This is a genomic window from Pedobacter punctiformis (assembly GCF_027213715.1).
Taxonomy (GTDB): Bacteria; Bacteroidota; Bacteroidia; order Sphingobacteriales; family Sphingobacteriaceae; genus Pedobacter; species Pedobacter punctiformis.
Genome location: NZ_JAPWGM010000003.1, coordinates 481,775 through 498,083, shown reverse-complemented (window position 1 = coordinate 498,083; position 16,309 = coordinate 481,775). Strand labels below are relative to the sequence as shown.

Annotated in this window: 13 protein-coding genes; 4 read left to right on the top strand and 9 right to left on the bottom strand. The window is 36.5% G+C overall.

Going from position 1 to position 16,309, the window contains the following annotated elements; translation table 11 throughout:
• Positions 1 to 40 precede the first annotated feature (40 nt).
• Complete coding sequence (locus tag O0955_RS11365) at positions 41 to 3,430, top strand: DEAD/DEAH box helicase (protein ID WP_269427659.1); 3,390 nt, start codon at positions 41 to 43, stop codon at positions 3,428 to 3,430.
• 287 nt (positions 3,431 to 3,717) lie between these two features.
• On the top strand, positions 3,718 to 4,017 hold the full coding sequence (locus tag O0955_RS11360) for a GIY-YIG nuclease family protein (protein WP_269427788.1): 300 nt from the start codon (positions 3,718 to 3,720) through the stop codon (positions 4,015 to 4,017).
• A 373-nt stretch (positions 4,018 to 4,390) separates the two neighbouring features.
• On the opposite strand, the gene O0955_RS11355 is transcribed toward O0955_RS11360, so the two are convergent.
• The gene (locus O0955_RS11355; protein ID WP_269427658.1) at positions 4,391 to 5,209 is read right to left on the bottom strand and encodes an NAD(P)-binding domain-containing protein; all 819 of its coding nucleotides are present in this window, start codon (positions 5,207 to 5,209) and stop codon (positions 4,391 to 4,393) included.
• A gap of 15 nt (positions 5,210 to 5,224) precedes the next feature.
• Positions 5,225 to 5,806 carry a thymidine kinase gene (locus O0955_RS11350; RefSeq protein ID WP_269427657.1) on the bottom strand — a complete coding sequence of 194 codons (582 nt, stop codon included), beginning with the start codon at positions 5,804 to 5,806 and terminating at the stop codon, positions 5,225 to 5,227.
• Positions 5,807 to 6,022: 216 nt separating this feature from the next.
• Between O0955_RS11350 and O0955_RS11345 the strand changes: the two genes are divergently transcribed.
• Complete coding sequence (locus O0955_RS11345; RefSeq protein WP_269427656.1) at positions 6,023 to 7,228, top strand: hypothetical protein; 1,206 nt, start codon at positions 6,023 to 6,025, stop codon at positions 7,226 to 7,228.
• Between the two features lie 57 nt (positions 7,229 to 7,285).
• On the opposite strand, the gene rodA is transcribed toward O0955_RS11345, so the two are convergent.
• The 7 genes from rodA to purN all read right to left on the bottom strand — a co-directional run bounded on the left by rodA (position 7,286) and on the right by purN (position 15,675).
• Positions 7,286 to 8,554, bottom strand: coding sequence for a rod shape-determining protein RodA (gene rodA, locus O0955_RS11340; RefSeq protein ID WP_269427655.1), 1,269 nt, complete (start codon positions 8,552 to 8,554; stop codon positions 7,286 to 7,288).
• The gene (gene mrdA, locus O0955_RS11335) at positions 8,551 to 10,563 is read right to left on the bottom strand and encodes a penicillin-binding protein 2 (protein ID WP_269427654.1); all 2,013 of its coding nucleotides are present in this window, start codon (positions 10,561 to 10,563) and stop codon (positions 8,551 to 8,553) included. The genes rodA and mrdA overlap by 4 nt, the downstream gene beginning before the upstream one ends.
• Complete coding sequence (locus O0955_RS11330) at positions 10,563 to 11,078, bottom strand: rod shape-determining protein MreD (RefSeq protein WP_269427653.1); 516 nt, start codon at positions 11,076 to 11,078, stop codon at positions 10,563 to 10,565. Before O0955_RS11330 ends, mrdA begins: the two co-directional genes overlap by 1 nt.
• Entirely contained in the window at positions 11,071 to 11,910 is an 840-nt protein-coding gene (gene mreC / locus O0955_RS11325) for a rod shape-determining protein MreC (protein WP_269427652.1), read from the bottom strand. The genes O0955_RS11330 and mreC overlap by 8 nt, the downstream gene beginning before the upstream one ends.
• 80 nt (positions 11,911 to 11,990) lie before the next feature.
• Positions 11,991 to 13,013 (bottom strand): rod shape-determining protein, encoded by a 1,023-nt coding sequence (locus O0955_RS11320; RefSeq protein WP_010601761.1) that lies wholly within the window; start codon positions 13,011 to 13,013, stop codon positions 11,991 to 11,993.
• A 177-nt stretch (positions 13,014 to 13,190) separates the two neighbouring features.
• Positions 13,191 to 14,717, bottom strand: coding sequence for a bifunctional phosphoribosylaminoimidazolecarboxamide formyltransferase/IMP cyclohydrolase (gene purH, locus O0955_RS11315; protein WP_269427651.1), 1,527 nt, complete (start codon positions 14,715 to 14,717; stop codon positions 13,191 to 13,193).
• A gap of 379 nt (positions 14,718 to 15,096) precedes the next feature.
• Positions 15,097 to 15,675, bottom strand: a complete 579-nt coding sequence (gene purN / locus O0955_RS11310) for a phosphoribosylglycinamide formyltransferase (protein WP_269427650.1) — start codon at positions 15,673 to 15,675, stop codon at positions 15,097 to 15,099.
• 351 nt (positions 15,676 to 16,026) lie between these two features.
• Here purN and rpsT point away from each other — a divergent pair, with 351 nt between their 5' ends.
• On the top strand, positions 16,027 to 16,281 hold the full coding sequence (gene rpsT, locus O0955_RS11305; protein WP_131535806.1) for a 30S ribosomal protein S20: 255 nt from the start codon (positions 16,027 to 16,029) through the stop codon (positions 16,279 to 16,281).
• Positions 16,282 to 16,309: the final 28 nt, after the last annotated feature.

Below are 16,309 nucleotides of genomic sequence, written 5' to 3'. Positions count from 1 at the left end.
TTATAAATCCTTACTTTTATTCCATAAGTAATTAGCATAAATGAGGGGACAGTTTGCCAGCGATCAACCAACAGAAGAAAATCCGTATGATTATATTTTAAAGGGTTTTAACCTGAAGGATCTGAGCAATCTGGTGATTTTAAAACACCTTAATCAGCAAATTTATACCGATGCTAAAGGTTTTTATAACGTTTTTCCTGAACAACTGGAAATAGATTTTGGAGCTTTCAGCCATGAATCCTCTGCGTTGCTATTCCCAATTGTTCAGGTTCAGCAAAGTCAAAATACCGTTAAACTTTCCTGCAGGTGTGCTGCGCCTAAAAATAAATTATGCGAACATCAGGCACAGGTTTTATATAATATTTTGAAACGACCTGAGTTGCAGGTTTTTTTTGATGAAAACCTTCGTAAAGAAAAAATTAAAAAAATTGCTGCAGATTATGGTTTGGAGCGTGAAACACATTTGGATGAGCTTTTTAATGTAAGGTATGAGGATGGTAGCGTTGTAATTAAGCCCAAAATGGAGGCCTTGCAGCCTTTTGATAAGGAATCGCAGCAAACACTATCTTCTATTTTATTGCCCCAAATACATGTAAAAAAGCCTATAAAAATAGTCCAGGATAAGGGGCATAAAATGATTGTGGTTTTGGGCCATCATCGTTATTACAGCAACCTGACTATAGAATTATACGAGGCTGAAACAACTAAAGCTGGTAAAGTTAAAAACCCTTTAAACAATATTTCGCCTTCGGCTTTGATATTCAAAACTGATCACAGCGATGAATTGAAGTTTTATAGCGGAGTGACCAGATTTCAGCAAAATTATAATGCTGAGCAAGGTGAAGCAGAACTGGAAGCTTTAAAAGCAGTGGTTAAAAACCCTTTAAATCTTTCAACTTACCTGCATGATGCAAAGAAATCTGCCAATGTACAGGCCTCATCGGTCGTTCCGGTAAATATTAAAGTGTTAGATACAGATTTGCGATTGTCTGTAAATCAAAAAGGCGATTACTTTGATATTAGCGGGCGTTTGATGATTGAAGGAAATACTTATGAGTTGGATAACCTGGTTATAACTCACGATTATTTTGTACAACTAAAAGATACACTTTACTTTATTGGCAGAGCAGATTTTTTACGGGTAATTGGTTTCTTTAAAAAGCAAAGTAACCGTTTGGTATTGCACAAAACAAAATATGCCGAGTTTCAAAAAAACATCCTCATTCAGCTGGAAGGAAGTATTCATGTAGATTATTCTTATTTAAAACCTGCAACCAAAAAACAGATAGAAGAAAAAGGGTTCGATTTGGAAATAGAGCAACTGGTTTATTTGTCTGAATCGGAAGATTATATTCTGATTACACCTGTGATGCGTTATGGCAATATCGAAATTCCGGTGTTATCTAAAAAGCAAATTCAGGCACAGGATAAACTTGGAAATCTTTTTACAGTGCACCGGGATGAAGAAAAGGAGTTGCAATTTATCGCAAGCATTTTAAAACAACACCCTTATTTTTATGATCAGGAGACCAATGACTCTTTTTATCTCCACCGGAAACGATTTTTGGAAGAAGACTGGTTTTTAGAGGCCTTCGAAACCTGGAGAACAAAGGATATTCATATTTTAGGCTTTAACCAACTTAAAAATAATAAACTTAATGCTTATAAAGCAGAAATTAACATTGAGGTTTTAAGTGGAACCGACTGGTTTGAAACCAAGGTAAATGTAAAGTTTGGCAGGCAACGTGTTTCGCTGAAGCATTTGCATAAATCTATTCGCAATAAAAGCAAGTTTGTAACTCTTGATGATGGTACATTGGGTATTTTACCTGCCGAGTGGATTGAAAAGTTTACCGGTTATTTTAATGCCGGCGAAATTGTGGAAGAAAGCTTGCTTACGCATAAAATTAAATATGCATCAATAAACGAACTTTATGAAGATGCTTTGTTAAATGACGAAGTGCAGCAGGAACTGCGGGTTTATAACAAAAAATTTGAAGGTTCTGGTTCCATTCAGGAAGTAGAGTTACCCAAGGATTTGCATGCAGAATTGAGGCATTACCAGAAAGATGGTTTAAACTGGCTTAATTTTCTTGATGATTTTAATTTCGGATCCTGTTTGGCAGATGATATGGGCCTGGGAAAAACCATTCAAATTTTAGCTTTCATTTTATCGCAGCGTGAAAAAATGAAACACAATACAAATTTGGTTGTTGTGCCGGCATCTTTGATTTTTAACTGGAAAGCAGAAGTAGAAAAATTTGCACCATCTATTAAAGTTAAAACTATTTATGGTGCCGAACGGGCAAAAAGTACAGCTGGGTTTGAGCATTACGAAATCATTTTAACCTCTTATGGCACACTGTTATCTGATATTCGGTTCTTAAAAGATTATCGTTTCAATTATATTTTTCTTGATGAGTCGCAACACATTAAAAACCCGGAATCGCAGCGTTATAAAACCGTGAGGATGCTGCAGGCCCGTAACCGCGTAGCCATTACGGGAACGCCTGTAGAAAATAATACTTTTGATTTATACGGGCAGTTGTCTTTTGCATGTCCGGGTTTATTTGGCAGCAAACAGCAATTTGCAGATTTATATTCTACCCCCATTGATCAGTTTAAAGACAGTAAACGGGCGGCAGAACTTCAGAAAAAGATTAAACCATTTATTTTAAGACGAACCAAGGAGCAAGTTGCGAAAGAACTTCCTGATAAAACGGAAATTATATTGTATTGCGAAATGGGCGATGAGCAGCGTGAGGTTTATGAAGCAAACAAGAAAGAAATTCAGGACTATATTTTGGGTAAATCGGAAGATGAGCTGCCCAAAAGCTCTATGCATGTTTTAAAGAGCATTACGCGGTTAAGGCAAATTTGCAATTCTGCGGCTTTATTGGCTGACGGAAAATCCTATTTGCAGGCTTCATCTAAAATTGAGGTCTTGATGGAGCAGTTGGAAAGTAAGGTTGGGAATCATAAAATATTGGTTTTCTCTCAGTTTGTAACCATGCTTGATTTGATTAAGAAAGCACTGGAAAGTCGCGGAATCAGGTATGAATATTTAAGCGGGCAAACCCGAAAAAGGGGAGAGGTGGTTGAGTCTTTTCAAAATAATGCAGACATTCCTGTTTTTCTAATCAGTTTAAAAGCCGGAGGAACCGGGCTTAACTTAACGGAGGCCGATTATGTTTACCTGGTAGATCCATGGTGGAATCCTGCAGTAGAAAATCAGGCCATTGACCGGGCTTACAGAATTGGACAGCACAAAAATGTAATGGCGGTGCGGTTAATTTGTCCGGATACCATTGAAGAAAAGATCATGAAATTGCAGGCCACGAAAAAAGATCTGGTAAAAGATTTAATTCAAACTGATGGTGGTATGTTCAAGAATTTAACAAAGAAGGAGTTACTGGGCTTATTGAGTTAAAAATATATGTCATCCTGAGGCACGAAGGATTCTCAAAGCGATGAAATACTCTTTTTTTGAACCTGTTTTTAATTTATTAAGTGAAAAACCTAAATTTTATGCAGGTTATAAACAGATGCTTCCTTCGTCAGCATGACAGGTATGGGAGCATTCTTAAGCATGACAGAGAAATGTGCAAATTGTCATCCTGAGGCACGAAGGATCTCAAACTTATATACTACTGATCAATAAATTATTGTATCTTTTATCATTATATATTGCGCAGTAAATTTCCTGTAATAAGAGATATGAATCATAATTATTTTGTTTACATCCTAACAAATAAAAATAAAACGGTTCTTTATACAGGCGTAACAAACGATTTAGCAATAAGACTAAGGCAACATATAGAATGGGTGAACAAGTTTGCTTTTACTAATAAATATAACTGTCATTTTTTGATATACTTTGAAAGATATCAATACATTGAGCATGCCATTGAACGCGAAAAAGAAATCAAGGGGTGGACAAGGGCTAAGAAAAATGCATTAATCGAAATAGAAAATAAAGAATGGAAATTTTTAAATGAGGACATACTTAATACATAGAAATTTGTCATCCTGAGGCACGAAGGATCTCAAAGCAATGAAATTACTGCCTTTGTTGAATCCTTTTTATTGATTTGTTGGTGAGGAATTTGAATTTTATGCGGGTTATAAACAGATGCTTCCTTCGTCAGCATGACAGGCAGGAAAGTTCTTCAGCATACATAAATAAGCAAATATGTCATCCTGAGGCACGAAGGATCTCAAAGCAATGAAATTACTGCCTTTTTTGAATCCTTTTTATTGATTTGTTGGTGAGGAATTTGAATTTTATGTGGGTTATAAACAGATGCTTCCTTCGTCAGCATGACAGCTATAGGGGCGTTCTTAAGCATGACAGGTATAGGGGCGTTCTTAAGCATGACAGGAAAAAATTCTATAAACTTATCTCAAACTCATAGCCCAGAAAAGCAGGAATATTTACACTCTCTACAACTTTCCAGTTCGTTTTTTCCATTACAAATTCAGGTGCTGATAATCCAGAGATTTTGGCTTCATTGGTATAAAAGTCTTTTCTTAGCGGATGTTCAGCAGCACAAGCATTATACGTTTTTCCAAATGCTTGTTTTTCTATAATCTTACAGGCAATACCAACAGCATCTGTTTGATGGATTAAATTAACGGGAGCCAAACCATTTGGAATTTCTTTCTTCCCGGCAAAGAATTTTCCCGGATTGCGATTGGGGCCAATTAAACCTGCAAACCGAATAACTGTAGTACTAAATGAGTGGTTTGCTTTTATGAGTTCTTCCGCTTCTAATATAATTCTTCCTGAATCTGTATCTGGGCAAGGATCGGTGTTTTCATTAACCGTTTCATTTGTATCTCCGTATACGCTGGTCGAACTTATTAATACAATATTAGCGGTACGATGCTCAGCTGTGGTTAAAATAGCCTTTATTTTATCAGGATAGGCTTTAAATTCTGTAGAGTTACGTTTTGGAGGAATACAAATAAACAAAACATCTGTTTTGAAAAAAACAGGGTCTGCAATAATATTTTCTGCAGAGAAACTAATTAAATAAGGTTGAATTTTTTCTTCAGCTAAGATTGGTAACTTCTCTGGGGTAGTGGTAGAGCCCTTAACAATATAATTCAGTGCAATTAGTTTCTTCGCCAGTGCAAAGCCAAACCAGCCACAACCCAATATTGAAATGGTTTTAATAACAGCATTTTGAGAAGCCGTATAATTCATCAACTTTTTTATTAATTACCCTTTGCCAAGGTTGTAACACGCCCTGCACCGCGGCTCATAACTTTCTTTTTCGCCCAACAGTACGGTTGCATCGTTGGCTACAGTTCGGTAGCTATAAAGTGCCGGATTACCACAGCAAACACAAACAGCGTTTACTTTGGTCACATGTTCTGCAATAGCCATTAAAGCCGGCATTGGCCCAAAAGGTTTACCCGTAAAATCCATGTCCAAACCAGCAACAATTACCCGGATGCCTTTTAGCGCAAGCTTATTACAAACATCGGGCAATTCATTATCAAAAAATTGGGCCTCATCAATGCCAACCACTTGCGTATTGGTACCTAAAAGCAAAATAGCCGAAGCACTTTCAACAGGCGTTGAAGGAATAGAATTCAGATCATGAGAAACTACCGCAGTTTCATGATAGCGGGTATCTGTACGTGGTTTAAAAATCTCAACATTTAATTTAGCAATTTGTGCCCGCTTTAAACGGCGGATTAATTCTTCCGTTTTACCTGAAAACATAGAACCACATACCACTTCTATACTTCCGGAAAATTCACCTCTTCTTCTAAAATTTTGTTCGCTAAATAACATGCTCAATATTTAAATATTCATCTCAGCTTTACGGCTAAATAATTTACCGTTCGAGTTTTAATATGCTCATTGTGAAATGAAGATGTATCGCCCGGTACGAATATAGAATTTTCAATGCCGAACTATAATTTTTAAACCGAACAAATATCATAATTATGTGTTATTTTTGAAGACTTAGTTACCAACATAAATCAGCTAAAATTTCGTTTTAAGTTTATGATGAATCAACAGGACATTTTCAGAAAAATAGGAAGTATTTTAACAGAATTAAATGAGCAATATGAGTTTCTTGCTCAAAACCCCGATAAATTAAATGATTTAGAGGTCGAACTCTTTCTGGCCAATGCCAATTTTCTTTCCGATCACGTTCATATTATTCAAAAATTAAATACAGGAAAGCCTGAAAATAAATTGGATGCTGCTGTAACCATACCTCCGGTTGACGAAACTAAAGTTGAGGGTGATTTATTTACAGAAGCTAAGGGAGAAGTTACTAATGAGTTTAAAAGTGCTGAAATCAACTTTAGTGAAGAGCAGGAACTTGAAAATTTAGAGCTGGAAGAAGTTGTTGCTGCCGAAGAAGCGGATGAACGCATCGATATTAAACCGGAACAGGAAATTGTAGATGAGGAAGATATACACGAGCAAACGGCTGAAACTTTATTGAAAAAGGATTTCTTTAAGCCTGATCAGGATGACCATACCTTCGAATTAATATTGAGTAATCATGATGCTGATGATAAATTTGATTATGAAGAAAAATCGGTTGAACAAATTTTCGACAGACCTCTAAGTAAAGAGGAGGAAGAAATTTTAGCACATAAGAAAAAAATTCATGATAAAGAGGAAGCTCCTGTAGAAGTAGAAAATGAAGTTTCTGTTGTGGAAGAGGATGAAATTGGTCCTGAACCATTTTTAATTCCAACTGAACAAGCTGAAGAAATTGAAACACCAAAAATTGAAACTCCGTTTGTTGAAGAAAAAACTGAAGAACCAGTTGAAGAATTAAAAAACACAATATTTGATGAACCTATAATTTCGCCGGTGGTTGAAGAGCGCCCTGCTTTTGTGCCGGAGGCAGTTCCGGTAAAACCTGTTGTACAACCAATTGTGGAAAAATCTGTACCAACATTGAACGACTTATTATCCAAAACCAATGGTCAGACTGAAGAAGTTAAGGCACCCATTCAGGATTTGAAGCAAGCCATTAACTTAAATGAGAAATTGCTTTTTGTAAAGGATTTATTTGGCGGATATAATATGGCTTATTCTGAAGCTTTAGATTTAGTTAACCGGATGAACAACTTTGAAGCGGCTGATAGTTTTTTACAAAAGAATTATGCAGCAAAAAATAACTGGGCGGCAAAACAAGCTACGGTAGATCAGTTTTACGAGTTGTTAAACAGAAGATTCAGTTCTTAAGCCTTACAGTTTTTTCTTATTGCTAACAATTAGTCAGAGGAGGAGCAGTATTCCTGATTAAATAAAGCCCATTCTATTCGAATCCAATTTCAGGAAGATAAATAGTAATATGGTGAAACTCCATAGAGATGAACCTCCATAACTAATCAGCGGTAATGGAATTCCAATAACCGGGATAATTCCAATCGTCATTCCGATATTGATGAATACGTGAAAAAATAGAATACAGGCTACACTGTAACCATAAACCCGGGAAAAAGTAGACCGTTGGCGTTCGGCGAGGTTTATTAATCTTAACAGTAAAAATATATACAATCCAATTACAACAGTACATCCGGCAAATCCCCATTCTTCACCAATCGTGGAGAAGATAAAATCGGTGCTTTGTTCGGGTACATAACCGTATTTAGTTTGTGTTCCCTGTAAAAAACCTCTTCCGGTTGCTTGCCCGGAGCCTATTGCAATTTGCGATTGAATTACATTATAGCCGGCACCTTTATTATCCGTTTTAAGGCCCAACATTAACTCAATACGGGTACGTTGATGCGGTTCTAAAACTTTGGTGTAAGCAATTTTAACGAGGAATAAATAGCCAACAGCAACCAATGTAACCAGAACCGTAGAAATGATTATTTTTTGTTTCCTTTTATTTGCATAGATAAACAATCCGCCTACGGTAACTAAAATTAGAATTAAGATATAGGTTGGAACGAGGAAATCTGCGATAAAAAGAACGATCATTCCCAGAAAGATTAATAAAAAATAGCCTGATAATCCTTCGCGGTACATGGGGAACATAAAAGCCAAAAACACCAGTGCCGAACCTGTATCAGGCTGTAGCATAATGAGCATCAGCGGAGCTAAAACAATTATAGCCGCAATAAAAATAGATTTTATATCTCTGAATTTTGGATTAAAGGTACTTACATACCTGGCCAGCAGTAAAGCGGTTCCGAATTTAGCAAACTCGGAGGGTTGTAGCCTGAAAGAGCCTAAGGGTATCCAGGCCTGATTACCACCAACATTTCGGCCAACAAATAATACAATGACGAGTAAAATTAAGGTAATCCCATAGATAAAGGGTGCAAAAACATTAAACAGCCTGCCATCAAATAAAAGGATGGATAAACCTAAAATTAGCCCGGTAATTACATAAATCAGCTGTTTGCCGTAACTGCTTCCGAAATCAAACCCGGCTGCGGCCTTATCAGGGTTATAAATTGATGCGTAAATATTAATGAAACCTATTGAACACAGTGCAATGTAGATTAATACCGTAATCCAGTCTACATTAAAAAAGAAACGATTTCCCTGTTGTTGTATCATTTTTGGTTGGTTTCAGGTTTGTTATTTACCAAAGCAGGTTTTGACTGTATGGGTTTTAGCACTACCGATTTACTGGTTATCCCTGGTTTTAATATTAAACTGTCTTTAATTCTTTTGATAGAATCAGTTTTCTTAATATTTAAGCTATCTGTTTTAGTTAGTTTAACTTTTTTAGTCTTATCAATAATAGCTGGAAGGAGATTTTGTTTCTTCATCCATTCTACTCCAGCTGCCCTGCTGCCGGTTACCTGTCCGGTAATGTATTTTTCTACCATATAACTCGCAATAGGAGCGGCATAGATACTTCCATAACCAGCGTTTTCAACAATAACCGCAATAGCAATTTTTGGATTATCCCTTGGTGCAAAACCGATAAAAACAGAGTGATTTTTTCCATGAGGATTTTGTACTGTTCCTGTTTTACCGCACATGATAATATTTGGAATACGTGAAAGTACTGCTGTTCCCCAACCACTATTTACTGCATCTTGCATGCCGTCAATTACCGGTTCAAAATGTTTGGCATCAATACCTACATAATTTTTCTTGATGTATTCTTTCTTCACTTGATTTTTATCGCCAATGGCTTTAATTAAATGCGGCTTGAGGTAATAACCCCTGTTGGCAATAATAGCCATGGCATTGGCAATTTGAAGCGGTGTAGCGGTAATTTCTCCCTGGCCAATGGCTTGAGAGATTACAGTTGTATAACCCCAGCGCTTGCCATATACTTTATCGTAATGATCGGCATTGTAAAAATAACCTGGCCGCTCAAAGGGAATATCAACATCCAGTTTTGAACCAAAGCCAAATTTCGCAACCTTATCCCGCCAGTCCTGGTAAGTTTGACGCTGATTTTTCATGCCGTTTCTGGTAATCAGGTTTTGAAAAACGTGGCAGAAATAAGTATTACAGGATCTTGCAATCCCTTTTCTCATGCTAATATTGCCATCAACGTGCTCGCATTTAACTTTATGATTTCCGGCCATGTAATAACCGGGGCAGTTGAAAGTTGTATTGGGATCAATTACACCTTCCTGCAATCCAATCAAAGCATCAATAGGTTTAAATGAAGAACCCGGCGGATAACTTCCCTGAATGGGCCTCACTAATGAAGGACGATAAGGATTTCCGATCAGGTTCATGTAGTTGTTTCCCTGATCTCTTCCAACAAGTAAATTTGGATCATAACCCGGGCTACTAATCATGGCCAGTATTTCGCCTGTTGCAGGCTCTATTGCTACAATTGCGCCCACTTTATTGAGCATCAGTTCTTCGCCAAGCTTTTGAATTCTGATGTCTATTCCCGAAATTAATCTTTCGCCCGATACCGCGTTGATGTCGTATTTTCCATTCGCATAACTTCCCTGGGGGGTATTTTTGGCATCATAAACGGTATTAATTACACCACGTTCGCCTCTTAATACTTCTTCATAAGATCTTTCAAGACCACTTTTTCCTTTGTAGTCACCTGGTTTATAGTAGCCTTCAGATTTTTCGATATCATCATTACTTACTTCTTTCACATAGCCAAACAACTGTCCGGCAACACTATCAGGGTAATGACGTATGGTTCTGTCCTGGGTAGAAAAACCTGGGAAACGATACATAATTTCCTGTAAACGGGCATAGCTTTGTACTGATATTTGTTTTACAAAGGGGGTAGACTGGTAGTTTGATTTTGCCCGTGCTTTCCTTAAATTTTTTCTAACATCATCAGTGGTAATATCCAGCGCTGTGGCTAAACTTAAAGTATCGAAGGGTTTCACTTCATTTGGAATGACCATTAGATCATAAACGGGTTCATTTTGTACAATAACTTTTCCGTTGCGATCTAATATTGCACCACGGGCAGGGTATTTGTACTTTTTCTTTAAAACATTACTTTCTGCCGAAAGGAATGCTTTATCACTGATGATCTGGATATAAAATAGTTTCGCCAGTAAAATAATGGCGATTACGATAAATAATCCTTGAACGATATATTTCCGGTTAAATAATTGATCCATTAGCGGGAGGTTCTTCTATAGAATATAAACTCTACCAATAAAATAATAAGCAGTGTAAAGATACAACTTAAGCCGCATCTCATTAAGGTATAACCAATTTCTGTTAACCTGAATGTTTCTAAAAAGAACAAAACCACATGATGAGCCAAAACGCACAGCAATGCATACAAAGAAAACCACTGAAAGCCCATATAACTTAATGATGGTTCGGGGTCATCAATTGCATCCCGGTTTAAGCTGATGGAAATAAAAGATATCCTTACAAAGGCCAATACAACACAGGCGGTGGCATGTACACCCATTGTATCGTAAAAGGCATCTAATGTTAAGCCGGTTCCGAAGGCCAGCAGATATAATAAAATATTAGGAATCCCGAAGGGAAGTAAAAGTAAAAACAGGACGTAAATAAATGGAGTAGACAGATCGTAAAAACCCATATTTTTGAGCAAAAAAATCTGCACAAAAAGTAGTAAAAACCACCTGATAATATTTACGATTATAATTCTGCTATTCATTTGGTTTAACCAGGCTTTCTAAAGCTTTTTGTTCCTCAGCTGTTTTATCTTTAACCACATATACATATTGCAATGTGCTAAAATCGGTAAATAAATTTATTTCTGCTGAGAGGAAATTATCATTTGTGGCAACATTCGTTTTACTTACTCTGCCCACTAAAATACCTTTAGGAAAGGAACCGAAGCCCGAAGTAACGATAGAATCGCCAACGTACATTTTAATGTGGTTAGGAACTTCTTTGATTAAAGCTTTTTTAATATTGAAATTTCCATCTCCCCATACCAATGAACCTAATGCCTGGCTCTTTTTTACCACAACGCTGATTTTAGTGTCTTTATGCAATAAAGATTGAATGGTCGCGAGGTGATCAGAAACATCACGGATAAAACCAACAACCCCTCTTTGTGGGGCAATTACAGCCATTCCACCTTTAATCCCATCCAATGCGCCCTTATTAATGGTCATTACATTGTTGCGAAGCGTAATGGAGTTTTTAATTACTTTAGCAGCAAGATAAGTGTATTGCTGGTTGGTTATGGTGTCAATAACTTTGGTATCTTTGGCAGAGTCTACGGTGGTTAATGCAAGTAAACTGGTTTTAAGTTTGGCATTTTCAGCTGCAAGGCTATCGTTTACCATTCCTAAATTTAAGTATCTTTTAAAAACATTTAACCGCTCATAAGCCGTACCCACCACCTCATTGCTTGAGTTTAGGGTTACGCTTCTTTGATAGGCATTATTTTTTAGTGTAAGGGAAACCCCAATCGTAAAAAAAATAATAAATAAAAAAAATGCGTTGTATCTGCTTATAAAAATCCAAAGGTTACGCATTCGATTAGAAGATTGTGGATTTGCGGTTTTAGATTGGCCATAGCATTCGTCAATCTAAAACCGTCAATCGTAAATAAAAATTATTGCATTAAGAATTTATAGCCACCAATATTTTTAAGGGCAATACCTGTACCTCTAACAACTGCACGAAGCGGATCTTCAGCAACGTGAACCGGTAATTTAGTTTTAGCGGCAACACGTTTATCCAAACCTCTTAATAATGCACCACCACCAGTTAAATAAATACCGGTTTGGTAAATATCAGCAGAAAGTTCAGGAGGGGTAATCTCTAAAGCCTTTAAAATAGCTTCTTCAATTTTAGAGATCGATTTATCTAAACAATGTGCAATCTCAGTATAAGAAACTGTAATTTGTTTTGGAACACCCGTCATTAAATCACGTCCCTGAACAGCAAAATCTGCAGGTGCATCCTGTAATTCAGGTAAAGCTGCACCAACTTCAATTTTAATCTTTTCAGCGGTACGGTCACCAATCATAATGTTGTGCTGACGGCGGATGTAGTTTACAATATCAGAGTCAAAGTTATCTCCGGCAACGCGGATAGACTGATCGCAAACAATACCTGATAAAGCGATAACGGCAATTTCCGTTGTACCACCGCCGATATCGATAATCATGTTACCCATTGGTTCTTCCACATCAATTCCAATACCTACGGCAGCAGCCATTGGCTCGTGAATTAAGTAAACTTCTTTAGCACCTGCAATTTCAGCAGAGTCACGTACTGCACGTTTCTCTACCTCTGTAATGCCCGAAGGAATACAAATTACCATACGTAAAGAAGGAAACATCCAGCCTTTACCGCCATTAAGCATCCGGATCATCCCTTTAATCATGGCTTCAGCAGCATTGAAATCGGCAATTACACCATCTTTTAATGGACGAACGGTTTTAATATTATCGTGGGTTTTACCCTCCATTTGCATCGCCTGACGACCTATAGCGATGACTTTGTTTGTTGTGCGATCAAAAGCTACAATAGATGGTTCATCTACAACAACTTTGTCGTTATGTATAATCAGGGTATTCGCTGTGCCTAAATCGATGGCAACTTCTTGCGTAAACCAGTTAAATAATCCCATGTATAAGGTATGTTTTATTTATTTTGTTAAATCTATACTATTCCTAATGTAAAAATAGTCTTTTTATTGTTTTAAGTTTCATTTTCTTTAACGATAAAGCTAAAAGATGAAAGCAGCTAGACTAAAGTAATCGATAACCTTCTTTAAGCTTCGTGTTTTTGCTTTCAACTCAAAAAACTAATGCTTAAAGTGTCTAACGCCCGTGGTAACCATTGCAATTCCTTTTTCGTTTGCTTTTGCAACTGAATCGGCATCTTTAATAGAGCCACCCGGTTGTAAAACAGCAGTAATACCGGCCTCAGCTGCAATTTCTACACAGTCTGGGAAAGGGAAAAATGCATCAGATGCCATTGAAGCGCCTTTAACGCTGAATCCAAACGAAGCCGCTTTTTCAATGGCCTGTTTTAAAGCATCTACACGTGAAGTTTGACCAACACCGCTGGAAATTAAAACATCATCTTTAACCAAAACGATGGTGTTGGATTTTGTATGTTTCACAATTTTATTAGCGAAAAATAAATCTTTTAATTCCTGTGCAGTCGGTGCTTTATCCGTAACAGTTGTCATTTGATCCGGACCTTCAATAATTAAATCTTTATCCTGCTCAATTACACCATTTAATAAAGTTTTGAATTGTTTTTTGCTCAATTCAACATTATTGCGTTGTAAAATAACACGGTTTTTCTTTTTACTGAATAATTCAACCGCTTCAGGCTGATAAGAAGGTGCAATCAATACTTCAAAAAATAAGTTATTAATTTCCTGCGCCGTTTCTAAATCAACTTCTGCGTTGGTAATTAATACACCACCGAATGCCGAAACCGGATCACATGCTAAAGCATCGGTCCAGGCTTGTTTTACCGTAGGGCGAGAGGCAATACCACAAGCATTGGTATGTTTTAAAATTGCAAAGGTTGGATCTTCAAATTCATCAATTAAACTTACAGCTGCATCAACATCTACTAAGTTGTTGTAAGAAAGTTCTTTGCCGTTTAATTTGGTAAACATAGCATCTAAATCGCCATAAAATACACCACCCTGATGTGGATTTTCGCCGTAACGTAAAGTTTTAGCTTCTGTTACGCTTTGTTTAAATACATCAAGTGGCTCTTCCGTATTAAAATAGTTAAAAATTGCAGTATCGTAATGAGAAGACGTGTGGAATGCTTTTTTCGCATACGCTTTACGTTGTGCTAAAGTAGTCTCACCATTTTGTTCTGCTAATTGCGCCTGTAAAGTTGGGTAATCATTTTTTGAAGCAATAATCACCACGTCGTTAAAGTTTTTGGCAGCAGCACGGATTAATGAAATTCCACCGATATCGATTTTTTCAATGATCTCTTCGGCAGTACCACCGGCTTTTACCGTTTCTTCAAAAGGGTATAGATCTACAATAACCAAATCAATTTCCGGAATTTCGTATTCTGCAATTTGTTGCTGATCACCTTCTAAGCCTCTGCGGTTTAAAATACCCCCAAATACTTTTGGGTGCAATGTTTTAACCCGACCGCCTAAAATAGAAGGGTAACCCGTTAAATCTTCAACCGCTGTTACCGGCAGGTTTAAATCTTTAATAAATTGTTCGGTACCACCGGTAGAAAATAATTGTACACCCTGTTCGGCTAACAATTTTACCAATGGTGCTAAACCATCTTTATAATATACTGAGATTAAAGCGTTTTTGATTTTAATGGATTGACTCATTCTACTGAAAATTTTGAGCCGCAAAGGTAGTAAAACAGGGGCATTTATTTAGCCGAAGGAACCAATAAAAATGAAATTATTTATATATTTTTCTTTGCCGGGCATTTTTTTCTTGTTCACTTTATTTTTAACCATTACTTAGGCTCTTGATCCATGTGTGAATTGTAGATATTTAGTTTTTGTTTATGATATTGGCCATAGGACCATATTTCTTTCAACATCTCGGTAATCCACCAGTATTAGCATTATTTTCCGTTGCCTATCAATGGGAAACATTGTTAAACATTAGATTTCTTACTGTGGTAAGCGCTTTATTGCTTTTGATACGAAAAAACAGACTCAAATTTTCTTTGAAGAACCGGCGGCTTTAATAGTATCGCTACTTCTTAATCTTTTTAACCAGGCTTTCTACAATTCTTGGATAGTGTAAATGCTCCAACTGCTGACCTTTGAATTTAACCATTTCCAGGTTGTCATTTTTGTCAATTTTATAACGGGCCTGATAGATGTATTCACCTTCGTCGTAATTCTGATCTACATAATGAATGGTTATACCACCTTCAGGTTCTCCAGCGGCCATTACGGCATGATGCACATGATCCCCATACATGCCCTTGCCACCAAATTTAGGTAAAATAGCAGGGTGAATATTGATGATCCGTCCGGGGTAGGCTTCAATTAAATTTGCTGGGATAAGCCATAAAAAACCAGCCAGTACGATAAAATCGATATCCAGATTTTTGAGCAAATCAAGGATGTTATCTGTTTTAGTAAATTCGTGCCGGTCAAAAATATGACTTGGAATTTCGAAATTATCAGCCCGTTGTAGTACGTAAGCATCTGCATTATTGGTTAAAACCAATGAAATTTCTATATCAGAATTAGATTTAAAATGCTCCATTAATTTTTGGGCATTAGATCCGGAACCTGAAGCAAATATGGCTATTCTCTTTTTCACTAAAAATTCGATTTTCCCAAAAATAGCATTTTTAACGCTCTATCCTAAAATAAGAATATTAATTCTGCAAATTTGATTCACAGGTAAAATTTTTCCAGTAATTTTGCGCTCGTAAACAATGTTTTGCCGAAACTCAATAACTGGAATTTTGTATTCCGGATTTAGAAAATCAGATTCCGATGAGAGATAAGAAGCAAGAGACTTGATTTGATGAAAAATTAAAAGATTGGAATACAGAATATTTAATTGAAATAAAAAAAACAAAAGTGTTTTGTAATTTGAAAATATTAATCCTATATTTGCAACCCGAATTATAGGAAACGAATAAGAAAAATAAAAGGCTAAATAGAAATGGCAAATCATAAATCTTCATTAAAAAGAATTAGAGCAAACGCTACAAAACGTTTACGTAACAGATATCAGGCAAAAACTACACGTACCTTTATTAAAAGATTACGTGCTGCTGAGGACAAAAAAACCGCATCAGAATTATTGCCAAAAGTGATTTCTATGTTAGATCGTTTAGCTAAAAAGAATGTTATCCACAAAAATAAAGCGGCAAACAACAAATCAAAATTAACTAAATTTGTTAATGGTTTAAATTAATCCGTTTTTTTACGATATTAGGAGAAAC